The organism is Nocardia macrotermitis, assembly GCF_009604405.1.
GTDB classification, from domain to species: Bacteria; Actinomycetota; Actinomycetes; order Mycobacteriales; family Mycobacteriaceae; genus Nocardia; species Nocardia macrotermitis.
Genome location: NZ_WEGK01000008.1, coordinates 324,211 through 349,526, shown reverse-complemented (window position 1 = coordinate 349,526; position 25,316 = coordinate 324,211). Strand labels below are relative to the sequence as shown.

The 25,316-nt window shown below is 68.0% G+C and carries 21 protein-coding genes; 15 read left to right on the top strand and 6 right to left on the bottom strand.

Annotation, left to right across the window (positions count from 1 at the left end):
• The first annotated feature begins 22 nt into the window (after positions 1 to 22).
• The gene (locus NRB20_RS20460; protein WP_319945173.1) at positions 23 to 706 is read left to right on the top strand and encodes an HAD family hydrolase; all 684 of its coding nucleotides are present in this window, start codon (positions 23 to 25) and stop codon (positions 704 to 706) included.
• Between the two features lie 219 nt (positions 707 to 925).
• Here NRB20_RS20460 and NRB20_RS20455 read toward each other — a convergent pair whose 3' ends face one another.
• Positions 926 to 2,596 carry an FAD-binding dehydrogenase gene (locus NRB20_RS20455; RefSeq protein WP_319945172.1) on the bottom strand — a complete coding sequence of 557 codons (1,671 nt, stop codon included), beginning with the start codon at positions 2,594 to 2,596 and terminating at the stop codon, positions 926 to 928.
• A gap of 189 nt (positions 2,597 to 2,785) precedes the next feature.
• On the opposite strand from NRB20_RS20455, the gene NRB20_RS20450 reads away from it, so the two are divergent.
• Both NRB20_RS20450 and NRB20_RS20445 read left to right on the top strand, forming a co-directional pair.
• Positions 2,786 to 4,024, top strand: a complete 1,239-nt coding sequence (locus tag NRB20_RS20450) for a winged helix-turn-helix domain-containing protein (protein ID WP_319945171.1) — start codon at positions 2,786 to 2,788, stop codon at positions 4,022 to 4,024.
• Between the two features lie 77 nt (positions 4,025 to 4,101).
• Positions 4,102 to 5,997: a CocE/NonD family hydrolase gene (locus tag NRB20_RS20445; protein ID WP_319945187.1), complete on the top strand. Its 1,896-nt coding sequence runs from the start codon at positions 4,102 to 4,104 to the stop codon at positions 5,995 to 5,997.
• A gap of 6 nt (positions 5,998 to 6,003) precedes the next feature.
• On the opposite strand, the gene NRB20_RS20440 is transcribed toward NRB20_RS20445, so the two are convergent.
• On the bottom strand, positions 6,004 to 7,020 hold the full coding sequence (locus tag NRB20_RS20440; protein WP_319945170.1) for a bile acid:sodium symporter family protein: 1,017 nt from the start codon (positions 7,018 to 7,020) through the stop codon (positions 6,004 to 6,006).
• Positions 7,021 to 7,091: 71 nt separating this feature from the next.
• Between NRB20_RS20440 and NRB20_RS20435 the strand changes: the two genes are divergently transcribed.
• The 8 genes from NRB20_RS20435 (at position 7,092) to tpiA (ending at position 16,927) form a co-directional block, all read left to right on the top strand.
• Positions 7,092 to 7,967 carry a LysR family transcriptional regulator gene (locus NRB20_RS20435; protein ID WP_194289943.1) on the top strand — a complete coding sequence of 292 codons (876 nt, stop codon included), beginning with the start codon at positions 7,092 to 7,094 and terminating at the stop codon, positions 7,965 to 7,967.
• Positions 7,968 to 8,010: 43 nt separating this feature from the next.
• A complete protein-coding gene (uvrC, locus tag NRB20_RS38250) occupies positions 8,011 to 10,470 on the top strand; it encodes an excinuclease ABC subunit UvrC (protein WP_319945169.1) in 2,460 nt (819 codons plus the stop codon).
• Positions 10,471 to 10,593: 123 nt separating this feature from the next.
• Positions 10,594 to 11,616 carry an RNase adapter RapZ gene (gene rapZ / locus NRB20_RS20425; protein WP_153411732.1) on the top strand — a complete coding sequence of 341 codons (1,023 nt, stop codon included), beginning with the start codon at positions 10,594 to 10,596 and terminating at the stop codon, positions 11,614 to 11,616.
• Entirely contained in the window at positions 11,613 to 12,659 is a 1,047-nt protein-coding gene (locus NRB20_RS20420) for a gluconeogenesis factor YvcK family protein (protein WP_153411731.1), read from the top strand. The genes rapZ and NRB20_RS20420 overlap by 4 nt, the downstream gene beginning before the upstream one ends.
• Entirely contained in the window at positions 12,656 to 13,633 is a 978-nt protein-coding gene (gene whiA / locus NRB20_RS20415; RefSeq protein WP_153411812.1) for a DNA-binding protein WhiA, read from the top strand. The genes NRB20_RS20420 and whiA overlap by 4 nt, the downstream gene beginning before the upstream one ends.
• A gap of 254 nt (positions 13,634 to 13,887) precedes the next feature.
• Positions 13,888 to 14,907, top strand: a complete 1,020-nt coding sequence (gene gap, locus NRB20_RS20410) for a type I glyceraldehyde-3-phosphate dehydrogenase (protein WP_222971733.1) — start codon at positions 13,888 to 13,890, stop codon at positions 14,905 to 14,907.
• 4 nt (positions 14,908 to 14,911) lie between these two features.
• Positions 14,912 to 16,138: a phosphoglycerate kinase gene (locus tag NRB20_RS20405; RefSeq protein ID WP_153411730.1), complete on the top strand. Its 1,227-nt coding sequence runs from the start codon at positions 14,912 to 14,914 to the stop codon at positions 16,136 to 16,138.
• A gap of 3 nt (positions 16,139 to 16,141) precedes the next feature.
• Positions 16,142 to 16,927, top strand: coding sequence for a triose-phosphate isomerase (tpiA, locus tag NRB20_RS20400; protein ID WP_319945168.1), 786 nt, complete (start codon positions 16,142 to 16,144; stop codon positions 16,925 to 16,927).
• Positions 16,928 to 17,019: 92 nt separating this feature from the next.
• Here the strand turns inward: tpiA and NRB20_RS20395 are convergent, their stop codons facing one another.
• Positions 17,020 to 17,832 (bottom strand): SAM-dependent methyltransferase, encoded by an 813-nt coding sequence (locus NRB20_RS20395; protein ID WP_319945167.1) that lies wholly within the window; start codon positions 17,830 to 17,832, stop codon positions 17,020 to 17,022.
• A 91-nt stretch (positions 17,833 to 17,923) separates the two neighbouring features.
• On the opposite strand from NRB20_RS20395, the gene NRB20_RS20390 reads away from it, so the two are divergent.
• Both NRB20_RS20390 and NRB20_RS20385 read left to right on the top strand, forming a co-directional pair.
• A complete protein-coding gene (locus NRB20_RS20390) occupies positions 17,924 to 19,123 on the top strand; it encodes a cytochrome P450 (RefSeq protein WP_153411729.1) in 1,200 nt (399 codons plus the stop codon).
• Between the two features lie 53 nt (positions 19,124 to 19,176).
• Positions 19,177 to 19,452 carry a hypothetical protein gene (locus NRB20_RS20385; protein WP_153411728.1) on the top strand — a complete coding sequence of 92 codons (276 nt, stop codon included), beginning with the start codon at positions 19,177 to 19,179 and terminating at the stop codon, positions 19,450 to 19,452.
• A gap of 103 nt (positions 19,453 to 19,555) precedes the next feature.
• Here the strand turns inward: NRB20_RS20385 and NRB20_RS20380 are convergent, their stop codons facing one another.
• Positions 19,556 to 21,748 carry a thiamine pyrophosphate-dependent enzyme gene (locus tag NRB20_RS20380; RefSeq protein ID WP_153411809.1) on the bottom strand — a complete coding sequence of 731 codons (2,193 nt, stop codon included), beginning with the start codon at positions 21,746 to 21,748 and terminating at the stop codon, positions 19,556 to 19,558.
• A 166-nt stretch (positions 21,749 to 21,914) separates the two neighbouring features.
• Complete coding sequence (locus NRB20_RS20375; protein ID WP_153411727.1) at positions 21,915 to 22,727, bottom strand: META domain-containing protein; 813 nt, start codon at positions 22,725 to 22,727, stop codon at positions 21,915 to 21,917.
• Between the two features lie 227 nt (positions 22,728 to 22,954).
• Between NRB20_RS20375 and secG the strand changes: the two genes are divergently transcribed.
• On the top strand, positions 22,955 to 23,188 hold the full coding sequence (gene secG / locus NRB20_RS20370) for a preprotein translocase subunit SecG (RefSeq protein WP_153411726.1): 234 nt from the start codon (positions 22,955 to 22,957) through the stop codon (positions 23,186 to 23,188).
• Here the strand turns inward: secG and NRB20_RS20365 are convergent.
• Positions 23,175 to 24,287, bottom strand: a complete 1,113-nt coding sequence (locus NRB20_RS20365; RefSeq protein ID WP_319945166.1) for a YbfB/YjiJ family MFS transporter — start codon at positions 24,285 to 24,287, stop codon at positions 23,175 to 23,177. The genes secG and NRB20_RS20365 overlap by 14 nt on opposite strands.
• Positions 24,288 to 24,357: 70 nt before the next feature.
• Between NRB20_RS20365 and NRB20_RS20360 the strand changes: the two genes are divergently transcribed.
• Entirely contained in the window at positions 24,358 to 25,188 is an 831-nt protein-coding gene (locus tag NRB20_RS20360; RefSeq protein WP_153411725.1) for a LysR family transcriptional regulator, read from the top strand.
• The last annotated feature ends 128 nt before the right edge of the window (positions 25,189 to 25,316 follow it).

The following is a 25,316-nucleotide window of genomic DNA, read 5'->3' as shown; positions in this document are numbered from 1 at the left end:
TGACTTCGGTACGCTGTGCGGCGTGACGATTCGCGCGGTGCTGTTCGATTTCTCGGGGACGCTGTTCCGGCTCGAGGCCGACGAGAGTTGGGCCTCGGACCTGGTGACGGCCGACGGCCGACCCTTCGACGAGGCCGAATCGGCCGAGATCCTGGACCGGATGACCACTCCGGTGCATCAGGCGGTGCGGTTCGACGCGCACCATCAGCAGGCCTGGGAGCAGCGGGATCTGGATCCGGCCCGGCATCGCGAGGTGTATCGGGAGGTGCTGCGGCAGACCGGCGTCGTCGGCGAACCGGCTCAGCGGCTGTACTCGCGCATGGTGGATCCGCTGCTCTGGACGCCCTACCCGGATACCGGGAAGGTGCTGGAGGCGTTGTCGGGCAACGGAATTCAGGTCGCGGTGGTCAGCAACATCCCGTTCGACATCCGCCCGGCGTTCCGGGCGCACGAGTGGGATCGGTACATCGACCTGTACGCGCTGTCGTTCGAACTCGGCGCGATCAAACCGGATCGGCCGATCTTCGAATGGACGCTCGAGCGTCTCGGCGTGGCGGCGCAGGACGCGCTCATGGTCGGCGACAGTCGCGAAAACGACGGTGCCGCAACGGAAGTCGGTTGCGCCTACGAATGGGTCGACCCGGCGCCGACAGTCGACCGCAGGACGGGCCTGCTCGACGCTCTGGCTCGACACAACCTGCTCTGAGCACCGCAGTCGACGTACTCGCGACCGACCCGGCCCCGCGCGAATCTCCGCGCGGCAGCCGGGCCATGACGAGTCTTCGTGCGGTGGCCGGGCTGTGATGAGTTTTCGTGCGGTAGCCAGGCCGTGATAAGTCTTCGTGTGGCGGCTGGCTGTGACGAGTCTTCGTGTGGCGGCCGGGCCGTGACCAGTCTTCGTGTGGTGGCCGGGCCGCGATAAGTCTCAGCGCGGCAGCCGGGCCATCGCGCGTCCGGCCGCGCGTCCGGAGAAGATGCAGCCGCCGAGGAAGGTGCCTTCCAGGGCGTTGTACCCGTGGACGCCGCCGCCGCCGAATCCAGCGACCTCGCCGGCGGCGTACAGACCCGCGAAAGGTGTTGCGTCCGAACCGATCACCTGGGAGTTCAGATCGGTCTGGATGCCGCCGAGGGTCTTGCGGGTCAGGATGTTGAGCCGCACGCCGATCAACGGGCCGTGCTCGGGGGCCAGGATGCGGTGCGGGGCCGCGACGCGCGCGAGCTTGTCGCCGAGGGCGCGGCGGGCATTGGCGATGGCCATGATCTGGGCGTCCTTGGTGTACTTGTTGACCACCTCCCGGTCCCGCGCGACGATCTGGCGTTCGAGATCGGCCGGATCGAGCTGCGGACCACGCGCGAGCTTGTTCATGCCAGCGACGAGTTCAGGCAGGGTGTCGGCGACGACGAAGTCCACGCCGTGCCGCAGGAACGCCTCGACCGGCGGCGTGGCGCCCTTGCTCAGGCGGCTCTTGAGCATCAGACCACGGTCTTTACCGGTGATGTCCGGATTCTGCTCCGAACCCGACAGCATGAACTCCTTCTCCACGATCGACTGGTTCAGCACGAACCACGAGTAGTCGTGGCCGGTGGCCAGGATGTCGCGCATCGAGGCATTGGTGTCGAAGCCGGGGAACGACGGCGCGGGCAGGCGTTTTCCGTTGGCGTCGAACCACATCGAGGATGGTCCGGGGATGATCCGGATGGCGTGGTCGGGCCAGATCGGATCCCAGTTGTGCAGGCCCTCGGTGTAGTGCCACATGCGGTCGCGGTTCACGATGCGACCGCCCGCCTCCTCGGTGATGCCCAGCATCCGCCCGTCGACGTGCGCGGGGACGCCGGGAATCATCGTCTCGGGGCAGGGGCCGAGGCGTTCGGTGGGCCAGTTCCGGCGGATCAGGTCGTGGTTGTGTCCGATGCCGCCGGAGGAGACGAGTACGGCGGGAGCGCGGAATTCGAACTCGCCCACCACATTTCGTGACGATGCTTTACCGCGGTCGAGATCGGTGGGTTCCAGCACGCCGCCGCGCGCGCCGACCACCGCGCCGTCCTCGACGATCAGTTCGTCCACCCGATGCCGGAAGGCGAATTCGACCAGGCCGCGGCGTTCGGCCTCGAGCACCGGCTCCAGGAATACCCGCACCACCTCCGGGCCGGTGCCCCAGGTGAGGTGGAAGCGCGGCACCGAATTGCCGTGGCCGTCCGCGGTGGAACCGCCGCGTTCGGCCCAGCCGACCAGCGGAGTGACCCGCAGACCCAGATCGTGCAGGTACTGGCGTTTCTCGGTGGCGGCGAACTCGACGTAGGCGCGGGCCCAGCGACGGCCCCACAGATCCTCGTCCTCGCGGTCGAATCCGGCCGAGCCCTGCCAGTCCTGCCAGGCCAGTTCGAACGAGTCCTTGATACCGAGGCGGCGTTGTTCGGGGCTGTCGACGAAGAACAGCCCGCCTAGCGACCAGAACGCCTGTCCGCCCAGGTTGTTGCGATTCTCCTGATCCAGCACCAGGACCCGGCGGCCGGCCCGGGTGAGCTCGAAGGTGGCCACGAGTCCGGCGAGACCGGCCCCGATGACGATGGCGTCCGGCTGCGGTGACGTTGCCACGGGAACTCCTCCGGGTCGATGTGCGTGGACGGTCGCCACGCATCGGATACACGAATGTATCGAACTGTCCCCAACCTAGCAGACGGCCGGACCCGATCAGCCGATTCCGCGATCCGGATCGCACGGATTCGAGCAGGTGGGAACCGGTCCCGCCGAAATATGTCGGTGCCCCGTGGCATGGTTCTCCGGGTGCGTACCATGACCGCCGCCGCGGCCCGCCGGACCGCCCTGGCCGCCCAGGGCTTCGCCGCGCCGCGCCCTGCCTCGACCGATCGCCGAACCGTGTTGCGGGTGCTGGAGAAAACCCAGGTGCTGCAACTGGATTCGGTGTCCGCGGTGGTGCGGGCGCACTACGCGCCGGTGTTCAGCCGCATCGGTCCCTACGATCGGGCGCTGGTGGACGAGGCGGCCTGGAGTCATAGCGCGCGACGTCCCCGTCGGCTGGTGGAGTACTGGGCGCACGAGGCCGCGATGCTGCCGGTGGAGGACTGGCCGCTGCTGCGCTGGCGGATGGAGCAGTATCGGAACGGGCGCTGGGGTGGGGCGCGGGAGGTGCTCGCGCGCAATCCCTCGCTGCCCGAGGATGTGCTCGCAGTCGTCCGGGAATTCGGCGCGTGCACGGCGGGGGAGGTGGAGAAGCATCTCGAACTGGACCGGCCGCGCAGTAAGGATCACTGGGGCTGGAACTACAGCGATACCAAGGTCGTCTGCGAGCAGTTGTTCGCGATCGGTGAGTTGTCGGTCGGGAAGCGGGTCGGTTTCCAGCGCCACTACGAGTTGACCGAGCGGGTACTGCCACCGCAGGTGCACTCTCGCCTCATCGAGGAGCCCGAGGCGGTGCGCGAACTCGTCCGCCGCTCGGCCACCGCGCTGGGTATCGGCACCGAACCGGATCTGCGCGACTACTACCGGCTGCATCGTCGCCAGACCGAACCGGCCATCGCGGAACTGCTGGATTCCGGTGAGCTGGAAGAGGTTCGGGTCGACGGCTGGGATCGCCCGGCGTATCTGCGTGGCGGTGCGCGGGTGCCGCGGCAGATCACCGGGGCCGCGCTGCTGTGCCCGTTCGATCCGCTGATCTTCTTCCGTCCGCGCACCGAGCGGATCTTCGATTTCCACTACCGGATCGAGATCTACACCCCCGAACACAAACGCGTGCACGGGTACTACGTGTTCGCGTTCCTGCTGGACGGTGAGTTGGTGGCGCGGGTGGATCTGCGGGCCGAGCGAGCGTCCGGGCGGCTGCTGGTGCCCGGTGCGTTCGCCGAGCCGGATCGCGACACCCCGCGCGTCGCGGCCGAACTCGCGCGATCGCTGCGGGAGATGGCCGAGTGGCTCGAACTGGACACCATCGAAGTCGGCGAGCGCGGGGATCTGGCGGCGCTGTTGGCGGCGGTGCTGACACCGGTCGGGCGAACCCGATCATGACCGCGCCTGCCCGGTGCTACCGTCGATTGATGTCGTGGAATCGGGCGCGGCGCAATCGAATTCTGCGGGGCGGTGCGATTCTCGCCGTCGCGTTACTGGTCCTGAGCGGGTGTGGCGGATCGGCGAGCGGGCCCTCGGGCGGGGAGTCCGCATCCGGTGCCTGGCCGCCGTCGCAGGGGCGCGGGAAGTGCGCGGTGAGCAAACAGGAGAACGTGCCCGCGACCATGCGCGACGGCGTCGTCCTGAAGGCCGACGTGTATCGCCCGAAGACCGGCGATCGGGTCCCGGTGATCCTGATGCGCACCCAGTACGGCAAGGCCGAGGCGCAGGTGAAGCCGTATCGCTACCAGACGCCCGAGTGGTTCGCCTCGCACTGCTATCTCGTTGTGGTGCAGGATATTCGGGGGCAGGGCGCGTCCGGCGGCACGTTCACCGAATTCGGCAACGACCGCGACGACGGGTACGACTCGGTCGAATGGGCGGCGGGGCTGCCCGGCTCGAACGGCAAGGTCGGCATGTACGGCTCCTCGTATGTGGGTGCTACACAATGGCTTTCGGCGGTCACCGCGCCGCCGCACCTGGTCACCATCGTGCCCTCGAACACGTCGTCGGACTATTACGACGGCTGGACCTACGAGGGCGGGGAGTTCCGGCTCGCCTTCGTCGAACCCTGGGCGATGGGCACGATCGCCGAGACCGCCGCGCGGAATCGCGGCGATACCGCGACCGCGAAACAGTTGCTCGCCGACGAGGCGCAGTACACGCGGTGGCTGGGATACCGTCCGTACCAGCAGTTTCCGCCGATGCGTCCGGGTGATCCGAATGTCGCGCCGTGGTTCTTCGACTGGATCCGGCATGCCGCGCGCGACGACTACTGGAAGCAGTGGAGCATTCGCGAGCACTATCCGGACGTCAAGATTCCGGTGCTCGACTTCGAGGGCTGGTACGACGCGTTCCTGGCCGGTGGCACCGAGAACTTCAGCGGCATGGTGCGCGACGGTGGTACCGCGCAGGCTCGCGCGAATCAGCGGCTGGTCATCGGACCGTGGGATCACGTGGGGTGGGGACGTCCGGGGAGCGGTGTTTCCGCGCCGATGCTCGCCGCCGTCGGACCCGCCGGGGACAGTCCCGTCAACGATCTGATGCTGGGCTGGTTCGACCACTTCCTGAAAGGCCAGGACAACAAGGTCGCCGGGCAGCCCACTGTCGACTACTTCCTGATGGGTGCGAACAAATGGAAGTCCGCGACCGCGTGGCCGCTGCCGAACACCCGCTGGACCACGTACTACCTGTCCGGTAGTGGCGCGAACGGCCTGACCGGGCGGTTGGGTGCGTTGACGACCGCGCCGCCGAAGGACCCGCAGCAGCCCGACACCTACGATTACGATCCGCTGAATCCGGTGCCCAGTGCCGGTGGGCACTCCTGCTGCGGCGCGTCCTCGGGACCGCAGGGGCCCTACGACCAGTACGTCGTCGAGCAGCGTTCGGATGTGCTGACCTACACGACCGCGCCGATGTCCGCGGATACCGAGCTGACCGGGCCGACCACCGTGAAACTGTGGGCGGCGTCAACCGCGCCGGATACCGATTTCACCGCGAAACTGGTCGCCGTCGCGCCGGATGGGTCCACGGTGAATCTGAACAACGGGATCATCCGGACCCCGTTCCGCGATTCGCTGGAGCATCCGACTCCGACCGTTCCCGGACAGCCGTACCAGTACACGATCCAGATCTGGCCGACCAGCTATCTGGTGCGGGCCGGTTCGCGGATTCGTCTGGAGATCTCCAGCAGCGACTATCCGCAGTTCGCCCCGAATCCCAACACCGGTCAGCCGTTCGGGGCGAGTGCCGATACGCAGATCGCGACCCAGACCATCCTGCACGACGCGGCCCACCCGTCCTCGGTGGTGCTCCCGGTCATTCCGGCCGGTGGTGCCGCATCGAGCCGATTCCCCATGGCCGCAATGAAATAGCGGCGTTCAGGCGGCCTCGGTGGTGACCGCGTCCTGCTGGGCGGCATCCGCGGCGGCTGCCTCGGCCCGGCGTTCCCAGCGTCCGGCCAGCCACGCGCAGACGAAGAGCTGGATCTGGTGGAAGATCATCAGCGGCAGCACGATCAGGCCGATCGCGTGCCCGGCGAACAGGACCGTGGCCATCGGCAGCCCGCTGGCCAGGCTCTTCTTCGAACCGCAGAAGATCATCACGATGCGATCGCCGCGATCGAAGCCGAGCAGTTTGCTGGCCAGCGTGGTCAACGACAGCACCACCGTGAGCACCGCGATACACACCACGACCACGGCCAGCAGCGACAGCGGGGAGATACCGCCCCAGATGTGTTCGACCATGCTGTCGCTGAACGCGGCGTAGACGACCAGGTAGACCGATCCGCGATCGACCACCTTGGTGACGGTGGCGTGCCGCATCAGCACCTGCAATTGGTTCCGCAGCAGCTGTCCGGCCAGGAACGGCAGCAGCAGCTGCAACACGATCGCCACGATCGACCCCACCGACACCGTCGCCTGACCGGTGGTGTCCATCAGCAACATGACCAGCAGCGGCGTCGCGAACACGCCGATCAGATTGGACAGCGACGCGCTCACCACCGCGCCGGCCACATTGCCCTTGGCGATCGAGGTGAAGGCGATCGAGGACTGCACGGTCGAGGGCAGCAGACACAGGTAGAGCACGCCGGTGTACAGGTCGTCGGTGAGCACCGAGGGCACCAGCAGTCGCAGTGCCAGGCCGATCAGTGGGAAGACGATGAAGGTCACCGCGAGCACGCTCGAGTGCAGCCGCCAGTGCTTGAGCCCGTCCAGCGCCTCGCGCGGCTTCAGGCGCGCGCCGTAGAGCAGGAACAGGATCCCGATCGCGATCTTGGTGGCCCAGCTCAATACGTCGGCGGCCTCGCCGCGCGCGGGCAGGACCGCGCCGACCAGAACGGCGGCGAGTAGTCCGAGCATGAAGGCGTCGATGCGGAATTTGGCGAGAAGCTGCACAGATGAACGATACGTTCCGGGGGAATGATCGCGAAAGTCGTTCGATACGATATCTCTGAACGTATATCGTGATGAGTATGTTCGATCCGGAGCAGTTGCGCACCTTTCTCGCCGTCGAGCGGGCCGGTGGCTTCACCGCGGCGGGCCGCATTCTCGGACTGCGGCAGTCCACCGTCAGTGGTCATATCGCCAAACTCGAGCAGGCGGCCGGGCGGGCGCTGTTCCGCCGTGACACCCGCAATCTGGCGCTCACCGCCGACGGCGCGGCGATGGTCGGATTCGCGCGCAGCATCCTGGACGCCCAGGCGCACGCGGAACGCTATTTTTCCGAGTCGCGGCTGACCGGGTTGATCAGGCTCGGGGCCTCGGACGACCTGATGGCCCGGGAACTGCCCGATGTGCTGCTGGAATTCCAGCGCAGCCATCCGGGGGTGGATCTGGAGTTGACCGTCGGGCTCAGCGAGACGTTGCGGACCCGCCTCGAGGCCGGGGAGTTGGACCTCATGGTCGCCAAGCGACGTCCGGGGGAGCAGCACGGCGAGTTGCTGTGGCGCGACCGGCTGGTGTGGGCGGCGCGTTCGGGCGCAACGGGTTTCGACGATCCGGTGCCGCTGGTGACCTACCCGCCGCCGAGTATGACCCGGCAAGCCGCGCTGCAGGCGCTCGAGCGGGAGGGGCGCACCTGGCGGATCGCGTGTGTGAGCGACAGTCAGCTGGGGCTGCGCGCGGCGGTGCTGGCCGGGCTGGGCGTCATCGTACATGCGGAAAGTCTGCTTCCCGCAGGGCTTTTCGCCGTCGCGGACGATCGGCTGCCGACTCTCGGCGATCTGGAGTTCGTGCTACTGCGGCGGCGGAGTCGACTGTCCGAGCCCGAACGTGCGCTGTGCGATGCGATCGAGGCGGGGGCCAAGCGCGAGCACGCGTCCCTGCCGCGTCGGTCCGGATGAGTGGGCGCGATCGGTTGTCGGTGCTCGTCGCTAATCTGGTCGCGTGGCAGATCCAGCGACGTACCGGCCCGCGCCGGGCACCATCCCCGTAGATCCCGGCGTGTACAAGTTCCGGGATTCCTTCGGGCAGGTCATCTACGTCGGCAAGGCCAAGAGCCTGCGCAGTCGGTTGAATTCGTACTTCGCCGATATCGCCGCGCTGCATCCGCGCACCCGCCAGATGGTGACCACCGCCGCGAGCGTGGAGTGGACCGTGGTGTCCACGGAGGTGGAAGCCCTTCAGCTGGAATACAACTGGATCAAGGAGTTCGATCCGCGGTTCAACGTCCGCTACCGCGACGACAAGACCTACCCCATGCTCGCGGTGAGCATGAACGAGGAGTATCCGCGGGTCTTCGTCTATCGCGGCGCGCGCAAGAAGGGGGTGCGGTACTTCGGCCCGTACGCGCACGCCTGGGCGATCCGCGAGACGGTGGATCTGCTGCTGCGGGTGTTCCCGATGCGCACCTGCTCGGCGGGAGTCTTCAAGCGGCACAGTCAGATCGGCCGCCCCTGCCTGCTCGGCTACATCGACAAGTGCTCCGCCCCCTGCATCGACCGGGTCAGCGCCGAGGAGCATCGCCGCATCGCCGAGGGCTTCTGCGACTTCCTGGCCGGTAAGACCGACCGCATGGTGCGCGAGCTCGAACGCCGAATGCAAGCCGCCGCAGCGGAATTGGACTTCGAGACCGCCGCCCGCCTGCGCGACGACGTCCAGGCCCTGCGTCGCGCCTTGGAGAAGCAGGCCGTCGTCCTGGGCACCGGCACCGACGCCGATGTGGTCGCCTTCGCCACCGACGACCTCGAGGCCGCGGTCCAGATCTTCCATGTCCGCGACGGCCGCGTCCGCGGTCAGCGCGGCTGGGTGGTCGACAAGTCCGGCGACGCGGTCGACCTGGTCCAGCCGGGTTCCGCGCAACTCGGTGCGGGTCCCGGCGACGACGAGATCTCGACGGCCTCGAGCGCCGCACCTTCCGTGAGTTCCGGGCATCCGGCCGAGATCGAGCGCCCCGGTGGTGGCGGCGTTGTCGAAGCTGCCGCGAGCACAGGTGATGATCGGATTTCCACGGACCCCGGCGAGCGTGTGGAGTCCATTGACGGGGAGGCCGGTCGGGTTTCCGCGCGTTCCGGTGACGGTCGGGCCGGCGAGGGTTCCGACGACGATGTGGCGCTTACGGGCTCCGGTGCCGTCCGGCCTCCTGTGAGTGCCGCCGACCAGTTTTCAGTGCAGGCTTCGGCGAGTCATGATGACGATCGAGATTCCTTGGGGCGCAGTATTGTTGGAGATGCTGCCGGTAGTGGCGACGAGGCGGACGCCAGTGACGCGCGGGAGTCCGCGGAGTCCGGTGAAGACGCCGCGGACATCGAGCCGGGCGATACGGAATCGGCGGAGTCCAGTGGTGAGCTGGCGGCGCTGGTCGAGCAGTTCCTGATGCAGTTCTACGGGGAGCAGGCCGCGTTCGCGGAGCAGAGCGGTGGGGAATCCTCGGGGACGGTGGTGCCGCGCGAGGTGCTGGTGCCCGCGTTGCCCGGGGATGCCGAGCAGGTGCAGGGGTGGCTTTCGGGGTTGCGAGGGTCGGCGGTGCAGTTGCGGGTGCCGCGGCGGGGGGACAAGAAGGCGTTGATGGAGACCGTGCAGCGCAACGCGGCCGAGGCGCTGGCACAGCACAAGCTCAAACGGGCGGGCGATCTGACCGCGAGATCGGCTGCGCTGCAAGGTATTCAGGAGGCGCTGGACCTGGACTCCGCGCCGTTGCGGATCGAGTGCGTGGATATCAGCCACGTGCAGGGCACCGATGTGGTCGCCTCCCTCGTCGTCTTCGAGGACGGGCTCGCGCGCAAATCCGAATACCGCCACTACGCGATCAAGGAAGCTGCGGGAGAGGGACGCTCGGACGACGTGGCCAGTATCGCGGAGGTCACCCGCCGCCGGTTCCAGCGCCTGCGCCGCGATCAGGAGGTGCTCGAGGCCGAGGACAATCCGACGCCGGGGATCGACCCGAAGACCGGCAAGCCTCGCAAGTTCTCCTATCCGCCCAATCTGTACGTGGTCGACGGCGGCGCGCCGCAGGTCGCGGCCGCCGCGGAGGTGCTCGAGGATCTCGGTATCACCGACGTCGCGGTGATCGGGCTGGCCAAACGCCTCGAGGAGGTGTGGGTGCCGGGCGAGGTCGATCCGGTGATCATGCCGCGCAACAGCGAGTCGCTCTACCTGCTGCAACGGGTGCGCGACGAGGCGCACCGATTCGCCATCACCTTCCATCGCAGCAAACGTTCGCGGCGGATGACCGCCTCGGCGCTGGACGCGGTCCCGGGGCTCGGCCAGGCGCGGCGGACGGCGCTGGTCACGCATTTCGGGTCCGTCGCCCGGCTCGAGCAGGCTACGGTGGAGGAGATCACACAGGTTCCGGGCATCGGGGTGGCAACAGCGAAGGCGGTGCTCGCGGCTCTGCACGGCGAATAGTCGCCGCCTATCAATCGGATGGCACGGTTAAGTCTCGATGTCGCCCGGCGTGCGTATCGGGCGCTGGATACGGGAAAAAGGCAGGATGATCGCAATGAACGCCAGTAACGGATCCGGTAGGACATGACCAGCGTGGAATCGAACGGTAGTGCGGCGGGCCCGTCGGCGTCCGCGGCCGTGCCCGAGGCGGCGGTGGGCCGGGCGGTCGAGGTCGTCATCGTCACCGGACTGTCCGGTGCGGGCCGGGGTACTGCGGCGCGCGTGCTCGAGGACCTGGGCTGGTATGTCGCGGACAATCTGCCACCCGAGCTGATCGAGCGGATGATCGAGCTGGGCGTCTCGGCCGACCCGCCGATTCGGCGTCTCGCGCTGGTGATGGATGTGCGCAGCCGATTCTTCACCGGCAATCTCTCGGCGGTCACCGAACAGCTGCGCTCGGGCGGCGTGCGCACCCGGGTGCTGTTCCTCGAGGCATCCGACGACGTGCTCATCCGCCGATTCGGTTTCGCGCGGCGCCGGCACCCGTTGCAGAGCGAGAGCGCCGACGGCACGCTGTCCGAGGGCATCGCCGCCGAACGGGCCCGGCTGGCCTCCGCGAAAACCGCCGCCGACGTGGTGATCGATACGACCGCACTGTCGGTGCACCAGCTGCATCGCAAACTCGAGGAGGCGTACGGCGGCGGTGCGCCCAAGGCGTTGCAGGTTACCGTCCAGTCCTTCGGTTTCAAGTACGGTGTGCCGCTGGATGCGGATATGGTGTTCGACTTGCGTTTCCTGCCCAACCCACATTGGGTACCGGAATTACGTGAGCACACCGGACAGGACGCGGTGGTCAGCGAGTACGTGCTGTCCCGTCCGGGTGCGCAGGACTATCTGAACACCTGTCGTCACCTGATCGATCTGACGACCGACGGTTACCGCCAAGAGGGGAAGCGTTACATGACCGTGGCAGTGGGCTGCACGGGCGGCAAGCACCGCAGTGTGGCCGTAGCGGAGGCGCTGGGCGAGGCGCTCGGCGAGGCGAGCGCGGATATCGGCACGAGCGGTCAGGCGCGGAGGCGGCAGCGCAGCGTGACCACGCAGCGCCCCGATCGTGCCGACATGGATATTGTGCGCGTGGTGCATCGAGACCTGGGGCGCGAATGAGTGCCGAGGGGCCGGGCCCGACCCTGGTCGCCATGGGCGGCGGACACGGGCTGTACGCGACGTTGACCGCGGCGCGGCGGCTCACCTCGGATGTCACCGCCGTGGTGACGGTCGCCGACGACGGCGGCTCGTCCGGCCGGTTGCGCGCGGAACTGGGCATGCTGCCGCCGGGCGATCTGCGCATGGCCCTCGCGGCGCTGGCCGAGGAGACCGACGGCGTCTGGGCGCGCACCGTGCAGCACCGCTTCGGCGGAACCGGTGCGCTGGCCGGACATTCGGCCGGAAACCTGATCCTGGCCGCGCTGACCGAGGTACTCGGCGATCCGGTGGCCGCCCTGGACACCGTCGGTTCGCTGCTGCGCTGCACCGGCCGGGTGCTGCCGATGTCGCCCGCCGCGTTGACCATCGAGGCGGATGTGTCCGGACTCGAGGCCGACCCCCGGGTGAGCCGGTGCATCCGCGGACAGGTCGCGGTCGCCACCACACCCGGTAAGGTGCGGCGGGTGCGCCTGATCCCCTCGGACCCGCCGGCGAGTCCCGAGGCGACCTCGGCCATCGAACACGCCGATGTCGTGATCCTCGGTCCCGGATCCTGGTTCACCAGTGTGATTCCGCATGTGCTGGTCCCGGGCCTGCACGAGGCACTGGTGCACACGCGCGCCCGGAAAGTGCTGGTGCTCAACCTCGCTGCCGAGCCCGGGGAGACCGCCGGATTCTCCGCCGAGCGTCATTTGCATGTATTGTCCCAGCACGCACCGGATTTCGCGGTGGACCAGGTGGTGGTGGACTCCGGGTCCGTACCCGAGGGTAGGGAGCGCGAACATGTGGCAAGAGCTGCCGAACAGCTGCGTGCGCGAGTAACCTTCGCTGATGTCGCCGAGGCGGGGACGGACCGGCACCACCCTGGAAAGTTGGCCGCCGCACTGGATCAGGTGATCCGGGCGCCTCGGCCGGAATCAGCAGGGCTTCGAGTCGAAGGACGGCACATGGGCCAGGATGTGCGGTCCGCGTTGGGTGGAAAGGAGCGGGTCTCGTGGCGATGACAGCCGAGGTGAAAGACGAGTTGAGCCGTCTGTCCGTCTCGCAGGTCTCATCTCGCAAGGCCGAATTGTCGGCGCTACTACGGTTCGCCGGCGGGCTGCACATCGTCGGCGGGCGGGTGATCGTCGAGGCGGAGGTGGACATGGGCTCGATCGCCCGCCGCCTGCGTCGCGAGATCTTCGAGTTGTACGGCTACGGCTCGGATGTGCACGTACTGGGCGCCGGGGGGTTGCGCAAGACCTCCCGGTACGTGGTGCGGGTGTCCAAGGAGGGCGAGGCGCTCGCCCGCCAGACCGGTCTGCTGGATGTGCGCGGCCGGCCGGTGCGGGGTTTGCCCGCGCAGGTCGTGGGCGGCAGCATCGCCGATTCGGAGGCGGCGTGGCGGGGCGCGTTCCTCGCCCACGGCTCGCTCACCGAACCCGGCAGATCCTCGGCGCTCGAGGTGAGCTGCCCGGGTCCCGAGGCCGCGTTGGCCCTGGTCGGCGCGGCGCGCCGGATGGGGATCCAGGCCCGTAATCGCGAGATCCGCGGCACCGACCGGGTGGTGGTGCGCGACGGCGAGGCCATCGGCGCGCTGCTGACCCGGATGGGCGCGCAGGACACCCGGTTGACCTGGGAGGAGCGGCGGATGCGCCGCGAGGTCCGGGCGACCGCCAATCGCCTCGCCAACTTCGACGACGCGAATTTGCGTCGCTCGGCGCGGGCCGCGGTGGCCGCGGCCGCGCGGGTCGAACGCGCGCTGGAGATTCTCGGCGACGACGTGCCGGACCATCTGGCCGCGGCCGGGAAGCTGCGCGTGGAGCATAGGCAGGCCTCGCTCGAGGAGTTGGGCCAGCTGGCCGACCCGCCGATGACGAAAGACGCGGTGGCGGGCCGGATTCGGCGATTGCTGTCGATGGCCGACCGTCGCGCGAAGGAACTCGGCATTCCGGACACCGAGTCGGCGGTCACCGCCGAATTGCTCGAAGACGCCTGAGGCGTACGCTCGCCGATAGCCGTCGTGGTGCGAATCATCTTGCACCACGGCGGCTTTCGTCACTTCTGGGTGAATCACCCGAAAACCTGTCGGTGCGGATCGGTATCCTGCTGCGGACGAGCCTCGCAGCGTCGCGAGATCGGGTGATGCCCGGGTTTCTCACCGTGACCAGGGGCGTGTCTGTGACATCACGGCCGGGCATTAGGGTGGATCGACAACGGAGAAGAATCCGCAGAAAGCTGAGGAGCGATAACGTGACTGTCCGGGTAGGCATCAACGGCTTCGGCCGCATCGGGCGTAACTTCTTCCGGGCTGTGGAGGCCCAGAAGGCGCTCGGCACAACGGAGATCGAGGTCGTCGCGGTCAACGACCTCACCGACAACGCCACCCTGGCGACTCTGCTCAAGTACGACTCGATCCTGGGCCGCCTGCCGCAGGATGTCTCGCTCGACGGCGACGACACCATCGTGGTCGGCGATCAGCGCATCAAGGCGCTGGCCATCAAGGAGGGCCCGGCGGCCCTGCCGTGGGGTGAGCTGGGCGTCGACGTGGTCGTGGAGTCGACAGGCATCTTCACCGACGCGACCAAGGCCAAGGGCCACCTCGCGGCCGGCGCCAAGAAGGTCATCATCTCCGCGCCCGCCAAGGGCGAGGACCTGACCGTCGTGATGGGCGTCAACGACGACAAGTACGACGGCAGCCAGAACATCATCTCCAACGCCTCGTGCACCACCAACTGCCTGGGCCCGCTGGCCAAGGTGCTCAACGACAGCTTCGGCATCGAGCGTGGCCTGATGACCACGATCCACGCCTACACCCAGGACCAGAACCTGCAGGACGGCCCGCACAGCGACCTGCGTCGCGCCCGCGCCGCCGCGCTGAACATCGTGCCGACCGGCACCGGTGCGGCCAAGGCCATCGGCCTGGTGCTGCCCGACCTGCTGGGCAAGCTGGACGGTTACGCGCTGCGCGTGCCGGTGCCGACCGGTTCGGTCACCGACCTGACCGCGAACCTGCGCACCAAGGCGTCGCTGGAGGAGATCAACGCGGCGTTCAAGGCCGCCGCGGAGGGCCCGCTGAAGGGCATCCTGAAGTACAACACCGACCCGATCGTGTCCAGCGACATCGTCACCGACCCGCACTCGTCGATCTACGACGCGCCGCTGACCAAGGTCATCGACGATCAGGTGAAGGTCGTGTCCTGGTACGACAACGAGTGGGGCTACTCCAACCGCCTCGCCGACCTCATCGGTCTCGTCGGCAAGTCGCTCTGATCAGATGACGGTCAAGACACTTCAGGATCTCCTGGCCGAGGGTGTCGAGGGTCGGGGCGTGCTCGTGCGCTCCGACCTGAACGTTCCCTTGGACAACGGGGTCATCACCGATCCGGGCCGCATCATCGCCTCGGTTCCCACGATCAAGGCGCTGGTCGAGGCCGGTGCCAAGGTCGTGCTGACCGCGCACCTGGGCCGCCCGAAGGGCGAGCCCGATCCGGCGCTGTCGCTCGCGCCGGTTGCCGAGCGTCTGGCGCAGGAGCTGGGCCGCAACGTCCAACTCGCGGGTGACGTGGTCGGCCAGGACGCGCTCGCGCGTTCGGAGGGCCTGACCGACGGTGATGTGCTGCTGCTGGAGAACATCCGTTTCGATCCGCGCGAGACCAGCAAGGACGACGCCGCGCGCGGCAAGCTGGCCCGTGCGCTGGTCGAATTGGTCGGTGACGACGGCGCTTTCGTCTCCGACGGCTTCGGCGTCGTACACCGCAAGCAGGCGTCGGTCTACGACGTGGCCGAGTTGCTGCCACACTACGCGGGCACACTGGTCGCGGCCGAGGTCGAGGTCCTGCGCAAGCTGACGACCGACACCGAGCGACCGTACGCGGTCGTGCTGGGCGGGTCGAAGGTCTCGGACAAGCTGGCGGTCATCGAGGCGCTGGCCCCGAAGGTCGACACCCTGGTCATCGGCGGCGGTATGTGCTTCACATTCCTTGCCGCACAGGGGCTTCCGGTCGGTACCTCGCTGTTGCAGGAGGAGATGATCGAGACCTGCCGCGGCCTGCTGGACCGGTACGCCGACGTCATCCACCTGCCGCGCGACATCGTGGTGGCCGACGGGTTCGCCGCCGACGCGGAGTCGAAGGTGGTGTCCGCCAACGAGATTCCCGAGGGCTGGATGGGTCTGGACATCGGTCCGGATTCGGCGGACCGCTTCGGTGCGCTGCTGACCGAGGCACGCACGGTGTTCTGGAACGGCCCGATGGGTGTGTTCGAGTTCGAGAAGTTCGCCGACGGCACCCGCAAGGTGGCCGAGTCGATCGTGCGGGCCACCGAGAAGGGTGCTTTCACGGTCGTCGGCGGCGGCGATTCGGCCGCCGCGGTGCGCACTTTGGGCCTGGGCGGGCGGGATGGCAACACAGACGGTTTCTCGCACATCTCCACCGGTGGCGGTGCGTCGCTGGAATATCTGGAGGGCAAGGAACTGCCCGGTATCGCGGTATTGGAGGACTGACCGGTGGCACGGAAACCGCTCATCGCGGGCAACTGGAAGATGAACCTCAATCACCTCGAGGCCATCGCTCTGGTGCAGAAGATCGCATTCGCGTTGCCGGACAAGTACTTCGACAAGGTCGACGTGACGGTGATTCCGCCGTTCGTGGACATCCGGAGTGTGCAGACCCTGGTCGAGGGCGATCGGCTGCTGGTCACCTACGGTGCGCAGGATGTCTCGGTACACGAGTCGGGCGCGTACACCGGTGAGATCAGCGCGCCGATGCTGGCGAAGCTGGGCTGCTCGTTCGTCGTGGTCGGGCATTCCGAGCGGCGGCAGTACCACAACGAGGACGACGCGACGGTGCTGGCCAAGGCCAAGCAGGCGCTCAAGCACGGGATCACCCCGATCGTGTGCATCGGCGAGGGCCTGGGCGTGCGCGAGGTGAGCGAGCATGTCGCCTACAACCTCGAGCAGCTGCGCGGTTCGCTCAAGGGCCTGACGGCCGAGGAGATCGCCAAGGTCGTCATCGCGTACGAGCCGGTCTGGGCCATCGGCACGGGCCGGGTCGCCACCCCCGCGGATGCGCAGGAGGTGTGCGGCGCGATTCGCGGCGAGCTGGCCGAGTTGGCGAATCCGCAAGTGGCAGCGTCGGTTCGGGTGCTGTACGGCGGTTCGGTGAACGCCAAGAACGTCGGCGAACTGGTCTCGCAGACCGATGTCGACGGCGCGCTCGTCGGCGGCGCCTCGCTCAAGGGTGACGAGTTCGCCACCCTCTCGGCAATCGCCGCGGGCGGTCCACTCCCGTGACGGATCGGGTCCGGCCGCGCGCATCGCGGCCGGACCCGAACCAGTTGTGTTGTGTTTCAGGGGATTTCACCGACGCAGGCGAGTGAGCGGGTCTACCCGATCCGTGCGACCGCGCCGAGCATGGAGACGGCCTCGGGGCGGGGGTGGGCGCGCCAGGTTTCCGGACGCCACGTCATCACCGAGCTGACCCCGGGCGGCACGAGTTCCAGGCCGGTGAAGAAGCTTTCGAATTCGGCGGTGGAGCGGAGGCGGAAGGGGATGCCGCTGCGTTCGTTGGCTTCGCGGGTCTCGGTGAGATCCTCCTGGGTGAGGTGGTCGTCGGTGGCGTGTGTCATCACCAGATAACTGCCGGGGGCCAGCGCGTCACAGAGCTGTCGTATCAGCTCGCGGGGCTTCTCGTCGTCGGTGATGAAGTGCATGACCGCCAGCAGCATCAGCGCGACCGGCTGGCTCAGGTCCAGGGTGGACAGCAGGTCGGGCTGGGACAGGATGTTCGCCGGATCGCGCACATCCGCGTCGAGGTAGGCGGTGGCCCCCTCGGGGGCGCTGTCCAGCAGGGTGCGGGCGTGGATCAGCACGATCGGATCGTTGTCCACGTAGACGATGCGCGATTCGGGCGCGATGCCCTGGGCGATCTCGTGCACGTTGCCGACGGTGGGCAGCCCGGCCCCGATGTCGAGGAACTGCCGGATTCCGGCCTCCTCGGTGAGGTAGGTGACCGCGCGCCGCAGGAATTTGCGATTCTCCAGGCAGGCGAAGCGGATCGTGGGGAACGCCTCGGCGACCAGTTCGGCCGATTCCCGATCGGCCTCGAAATTGTTCTTGCCACCCAGCCAGTAGTCGTAGCGGCGGGCCGGATGTGGTGTAGTGACATCGATCCCGGCAGGTGCGAATTCAGACTGCACGACGTCCTCTTTCCTGTCGACTACTGTGAATCATGTCAGCTCGGATAGTGAACCGGTAGCGGCGGTGCCGCACCGTCCGGAAGGCAACCTCATGCAGTTGCAGTACAGCCCATATGATTTCGACGTCCACGAGGATCCGTATCCGTATTACGAACAACTGCGCGAGGATGCGCCGGTGTTCCGTAACGAGACGGATGATTTCTGGGCGTTGTCCCGGCACGCGGACGTCCTCGCGGCCCTGCGGGATTCGGATCGTTTCTCCAGTGCGAACGGTTTGCGGATGGAGCCCGCATTCTGGGGACCGCAGGCCGAGCAGTTCTTCTCCTTCGTGGCGATGGATCCGCCGAAGCACACGCGGATGCGCGGGCTGGTGGTGCGGGCGTTCACTCAGCACCGGGTGCAGTCGCTGGAGCCGCGGTTGCGGGAGATCGCGCGCGGTCTGCTGGAACCACTGCTCGAGCGGGGCAGTTTCGATCTGATGTCCGATTTCGCGGGGCCGTATCCGACCGAGGTGATCTCCGAGCTGGTCGGGGTGCCCGAGGCGGATCGGGCGATGGTCCGCAAGCTGGGCATGGAGATCATGTACACCGAGGAGGAGTCCACCGATCTGCGGCCCGAGGCCATGCAGGCGATCGGGGCGCTGGTCGGCTACTACACCGAGCTGACCATCGAACGGGCCGCGAATCGGGGTGACGACCTGCTCTCGGCCCTGCTCGATGCCGCCGACGGTGACGACCGACTCACCCCCGAGGAGATCGTGGGCGTGGTGATCCTGCTGGTCGGCGCGGGTATCGAAACCGCCATGCTGACGCTGGGCAATCTGTGGCACGCGGCCGCGCGCAATCCCGAGCAGCGCCGTGTCGCGTTGGGCGCGCAATCGGACGCACCGACCGCCCGCATCGCGGACTGGATCGATGAGGCGATGCGATACGACCCGTCGAATCAGGTCATTCTGCGAACCACCACCGAACCGGTGGAACTGCACGGGGTGAAAATTCCCGCCGACGCACGCATTCTGCTGCTCAGCGGTTCGGCCAATCGCGATCCCCGGGTTTTCGCGAATCCGGACAAATTCGACCTGGACCGAGACACCGGCGACGCCGTAGCCTTCGGCAGCGGTCGTCACCATTGTCTGGGTTCGAATCTGGGCCTGCTGGAATTGCGCACCGCATTGCAGGAGATCACCACCCGAATCGCCGACTTCGAGATCGACCCCGCCGGCCTGCGCCGCATCCACTCCTCCAACAATCGCGGCTTCACGGCCCTGCCCACCACCGTCACACCGCGTTGATTCGCCCGGGCCGGTCCGCGACCGATGGACCGGCCCGCGGGCACGCTGGTGCCATGCCGGATTTGCGATTCGTGCGCCGTGCGGACGGACTGACCTACGAATTCGTCCGTGACGGCAACGCACACGGAGCCCCGTCGTACAAGCGTGTCGACCTCGACCTGTGGTGCAGACGCCTGCCTGATTTCGGATGGGTGGTGTGCACGGAATCCGGCCACGTCCACAGCCGCCCGTTCGATGATCCCGGGTGCGGCGATCTCCCGCCCGAGGGCGCTTGGGTGAGCCGCAAGGCCGACCGCTCGTACGTGTACGACCTGATCCGTGTCGCGTGAGCGGGATCGGTAACAGCGCCGTCCGTGCGCCGATTTCGTCCGTGAAGGCTCGAGGCGGGAGTGCTGTGGGTTCCGGATATTCGTGTACCGCTTCGAGCGGTGGTCAGGCGGAAACCAGTGCGACTGCGGCTTTTTCGATGGTTGCCTCGTCGAGCAGTACGTGGGCGGTGGCGGGGCCGAGGGGGACGAAGCTGTCGGCGCTGGTGACCCGGGTGATCGGGCCGGTGAATCCGGCGTCGACGAGGGCCGTGCAGACCGATTCGGAGATGCCGCCGGTGCGGCGGGTTTCGTCGGCTACGAGGACGCGGCCGGTGGCTCGGGCGTGGTGGAGGATGTCGGCGGTGGGGAGTGGGGCCAGCCAGCTGAGGTCGAGGACTCGGGCATGAATTCCCTGCTGGGACAGGCGATGTGCGGCGCGCAGGCTCATGCGGAGGCCGTTGGCGAAGGTGATGATGGTGAGATCCGTTCCGTCGCCGTGGATTCGGGCGCGGCCGATGTCGATCGGGTCCGTGGTGGGGGTGGCGAGCCAGCCGTCGTCGCCGGGGGCGTGCAGGTCGCGGGTGTGGTAGAGGGCTATCGGTTCGAGGAAGAGGCAGACTCGGCCGTCCACGCGGGCCGCGGCTACGCAGGTGCGCAGCATGGCGGCGGCGTCGTCGGGGCGGGCGGGGGAGGCGATCACCAGGCCGGGGATATCGCGCAGGGCCGCAACGGAATTGTCGTTGTGGAAGTGGCCGCCGAAACCCTTCTGGTAGGCGTAGGAGGCGATGCGGACCACCATCGGATTGCGGAACTGTCCGGTGGAGAAGAACTGCTGGGTGGCGGCCTCACCGCGGATCTGGTCGAGTGCATTGTGCAGGTAGGCGAGGTATTGGATCTCCGGAATCGGGACGAAACCGGCGGGGCCCGCGCCGAGGGCGGTGCCCAGGATGCTCTGCTCGTCCAGCAGCGTGTCGAAGACTCGCCGTGCGCCGAATCGGCGTTGCAGACCCTTGGTCACGCCGTAGACGCCGCCCTTACGGCCGACGTCCTCGCCGAAGACGAGCAGGTCGCTGTCGCGTTCCAGCAACTGCGTCAGCGTGTGGTTGATCGATTGTGCGACGGTCATCGCGGGCGCTTGCTCGACTGAATTCCCTGCTGCCGCAGTGCTGTTCGAAGAAGGATCGGGGCTGTTCGGCAAAGAATCGGAGTTGTCGGGATCGGTTTCGGCCGGTGGGTGCGCACGGGTATCGACGACGCGAGCACCCGGCGGCGGCATGGTTTCGGGCAGCGGTCCGGTGCGCACGACATCCGCGCGGACCAGATCGGGATGATGCGGTGCGAGAGGAGCGATCACCGCGGCGGCCGAATCCAGCGTCGCCGCACCGGTGACCTGCTCGGCGACGGCCGCGACCTCGGCGGCGATGGCGTCGTACCGTGCGATGAGTTCCCGCGCGCCGATTCCGCCCGAACCGACCAGCAGACGCGCGGTGGCCGTGATGGGATCGCGCCGCAACTCCGCATCGATATCGCCCGCACGCCGATATGCCGCCTCGACGTCCGACCCCGCGTGCCCCAGCAGCCGGGTGGTACGCAATCGCAGGAAGGCCGGAAGCCGATTCTCCCGCACCCAGTCCACGGCCTCGGCCGAAATCGTCAGCGTCGCAAGCAGATCCGAGCCGTCGACCTCGAAATACCGCAGGCCGGGCCGGGTTCCGTAGGCGCTGCGAATCCAATCCGGCGGAGTGGGCACGCTCAGTCCGATCCCGTTGTCCTCGCACACGAACAGCACCGGCATCGGAATCTGCTGATGCGCGGTGTGCACGGCCGCGTTGATCGCACCGGTCGCGGTGGAATGATTCGCCGACGCGTCGCCGAACGTGCACAGCACCACCGCATCCGACGGCCAGGGCGTGAATCGGCCCAACCGCGTGGCCCGATCCAGCGCGAAGGCCAGCCCGACCGCGCGCGGCAGATGGGAGGCGATGGTCGAGGTCTGCGGCAGGATCGCGGCGGGTGCGCTGCCGAACACCTTGTGCCGCCCACCCGAGATCGGATCCGCGGCCGCGGCCACCACACCGAGCAGCACGTCGCGCACGGGATCGCCGCCACCGGCCCGGCGACAGCGATGCACGAAGAACGCGCCCGAACGATAGTGCAGCAGTGCGGGATCGGTCGGACGCAGCACCTCGGCGAGCGCGACATTGCCCTCGTGTCCCGAGGATCCGATGCTGTAGTACCCGTGCCCGGCGGCAGTGAGCGCGCGCGCCGCCAGATCCAGCTGTCGGCTCGCGGCCTGCGCGTCGAACAGCGCCAGCATCGCCGCGACGGTGTGCGTGATGCCCGGTAGCACGGATTCGGTTGCGGCGCGGGGAGATCCGGGCCGTACGGCCGTCACCGCCGCGCGGAACCGCCGATCGAGTTCAGCTTCCCGTTCGTTGATCACCGTCCCATGCTGCCTTCCGCCGGGGCGCCGGGTGGTGGTTTCACTCCGAGCGCAGGATCAGGCCCGCGCCGTTCGCGCGATTGCGGATGGTCAGGGCGTCGGAGTCGACGGTGGCTTCGGTCGTGCCGTCGAGGGCTTCGAGGACCTGCTGTTCGACCTGCATGACATCCTGCGCGCACATCATCCGAGTGGTGCCGAGGTGGAAGGTGACCTCCGAGCCGGCGATGTCGGCGGCGCCGGTCATCCGGTTGCATCCGGCGCTGCCGGTGACCTGGCCGCTGGGGGAGATGGTGAGGGTGGGGCGCGCGGCGTCCAGGGCCTGCGAGCGGACCTGGCCTTCCTTTCTGAGCAGGGTGGTGACGACCCATGCGGTCCCGGTCAGCGGCAGATCCGGTCGCACCACGCGTTTGTCCCGCAGCGTGACCGTGACATCGTGGCCGGTGAGCGTCAACGTGCTGCCCGACAGCGACCACTTCGGCGCGGATTGCAGCAGGGCGGTCTGCCAGCCGTCCGCCCCCGACTTGTCGCCGACGCAGGCCATCATGGTCGTGGCCAGCTGCGAAACCCGCAGCACCGAGCCGTCCAACGTCACCGCCCCGCTGCTGCTGTTGCACCCCGAGTCCGCCGAAACCCGCCCGTCCTCGAAGGTCAACGTCAACGGTCCGCCGCCCGGAATCGGCGTTCCCTGCACTCCGGTGGAGATGTAGGTGTGCCCCATCGGCGTCGGCGCGGGCCCCGATGACCCACTCGAACACGCCCCCAGCAATCCGCAGACGATCAGCGCCGAACCTCGGAAGATGTTGGCGCTGCGGCCCGTTCGACGGGAGGATTGCGTTCGCGTTGCGGCCGACATGCCGCGATGGTACCGGCGCGGATCGGTGTCGCCCGGCAACCGAACGGGCGTGGCCGGCCGGTGGTCGCTGGTTCTGCCGCTGCTCGAACGGGATCGGTGGGACTGGTCGCGGTCGGTCGAGTGCGGTCCGCGGCGGCGGCGGGCCGGGGCTGCCGGATCAGCGCGCTGATCGTGCGGCGAATCACCTGATGCGGGCGGATCGCGGGGTTGCGCATAAGCTGTCGGGCATGAAGATGTTCCTGGATATCCTCCTGATCATCACCAGTGTGTTGCTGGTGTTGCTGGTGTTGCTGCACCGCGCGAAGGGTGGGGGTCTGTCGAACCTGTTCGGCGGCGGCGTGCAGTCGAGCCTGTCGGGATCCACCGTGGTCGAGAAGAACCTCGACCGCATCACCGTCTTCACCGGTCTGATCTGGCTGATCGCCATTCTGGGCATCGGCCTGGAGATCAAGTTCGCCTGATCAGCAGTGCGGCGGCGGTCGCCACGGCGAGAATCACCGCGGCGATCGCGAAGGCCGTTCCATATCCGTCACCCAGGACCGGCGTCACCGCGAGCGGACCGAGTACCTGGCCCAGGCCGTAGCCCGCGGTGAGTGTGGCCGCGGCGCCGGGGCCGGTGAGTTCGCCGCCCACCTCGATCGCGAGCATGGTGATTCCGGTGAATGTCGCGCCGAACAGCGCCGCGGAGATCAGCGCGGAGACGACGCCGGTGGATATCGCGGGCAGGATCGCCGAGACGCATTGCAGTGCCAGGGCGAGTACGAGTGCGGTCTCGGGGGAGCGGCGGCGGGCGACCAGATCCCACAGCAGCGTCGCGGGTGCGGCGGCGATGCCGACGACGACCCAGGTCAGCGTGCCGAGTGAGTGATGTCCCGGGGATTGCAGCGCGGCCACCAGGAATGTGCCGATGACGATGTACCCCAGGCCCTCGAGGAAGTAGGTGCCCTGCAGCAGTCGCCACGCTCGCACCGATCGTGCGGCGGTCGCGGCGGCGCGGGTCGCGGGGCGGACCTCGAGTCGTAGCGCGGGGGCGAGCAGCAGTGCGGTGAGGGTCGCCGCGCCCAGCCACATCAGCTGCCAGGACACGGACGTTCCCGCGATCAGGGCGAGGATGCCGGTCAGCGCGATCCCGCCACCGATCCCACCGAACGCGATTCCCGCTGCGCGCCTGCGGTTTTCGTGTCCGGCCGCGACACTCGCGCAGCCGATGAACAGCACGGCGCTCGCGACGCCCGCGATCGATCGCAGCGCGGCGGCCACGGCGGCGGGCGCGGGCCAGGCCATGAGTGCCTCGCTGAGCGCCAATGCGGCGGCCGAGGCGTGAAAAGCGATGCGGCCGTTGAGGTCCGGGCGTCTCGCCAGCAGTAGCGCGCCGAGCAGATAGCCCGCGTAGTTGGCGGCCGCGACGGCCGCGCCCGCGCGTGCGTCGAGGCGGCCCGCGCCGATCATCACCGGTAGCAGCGGTGTGAAGGCGAAGCGGCCGACGCCCATGGCCGCCGCGAGTCCGGAGGCGGCGCGCAGTGGGCTCACGGACTGTCGGCTGATCGAAACAGTGGTCACAGCTGTCGACGGTATGGTCTGGCGGGGCCGTTGTGAAATGCTTCCTGTGCGCGATGTATACGCTGAACGTATGGATCTGGAGCTGCGTCATCTGCGGGCCTACCTGGCATTGTGCGAGGAACGGAACTTCACCCGCGCCGCCGCCCGCCTGCACCTCACCCAGCCCTCGCTCACCCGCACGATCCAGCAACTCGAACGCATCCTGGACGTCCGGCTGCTGGAACGCAGCTCCCGGCACTTCGAATTGACCTCGGAGGGAACGGAATTCGCCGATCACGCGCGACGTATCATCGGCGACGTGGATGCGGTGTGCGCCGATCTGCGCATGCGGACGACCGTCGCGGTCGGCTTCGCCTGGCTGCTGCCCGACAGCTGGTTCGCCGCGGCCCGGACCCGCTTCGAGGCGGTCGGCGGGCGATTGGCGATCCATCGCGTGGACGACCCGATCGCCGCCCTGGCCTCGGGAACCATCGATATCGCCCTGTACCGCAAGAACATTCGCCTGCCGTCGACCATGGCCGCGCAGTTGATCGCCACCGAGCGGAGGGTACTGGCGGTGGCGGCCGATTCACCGCTGGTCGACGCCGCGCCACGCTGGCAGGATCTGGCGGATCACCCGCTCGTGGTCAACATCATCTCGGGCACGACCGATGAAAACTCCTGGCCCGCAGGTGATTCCGGTCGCGAGATCGTCACCTGCACGAATTTCGACGAGTGGATCGAACTGATCGCCGCCGGACGCGGCATCGGCGCGGTTCCCGAACTCGCCCGCACCCGCGCACCACATCCGGGAGTGACGTACCTGGACGTCCCGGACGCCCCGCCGTCTCAGGTCTACCTGGTCTGGCGCGCCAAACCGGCCCCGTCACGTTCGGTGCGGCGCTTCATCGAAATCGCTTGATCGCATGCGGGATCGACCTGTCTCGCGTCGCCAATCCGCGGCTCCCGACAGAGGGCCGGCGGGCCGAGTGGCCACCGCGTCTACGCGAACAGTCCGCGCTCACACCGCGAACACCAGGCCACGAATCC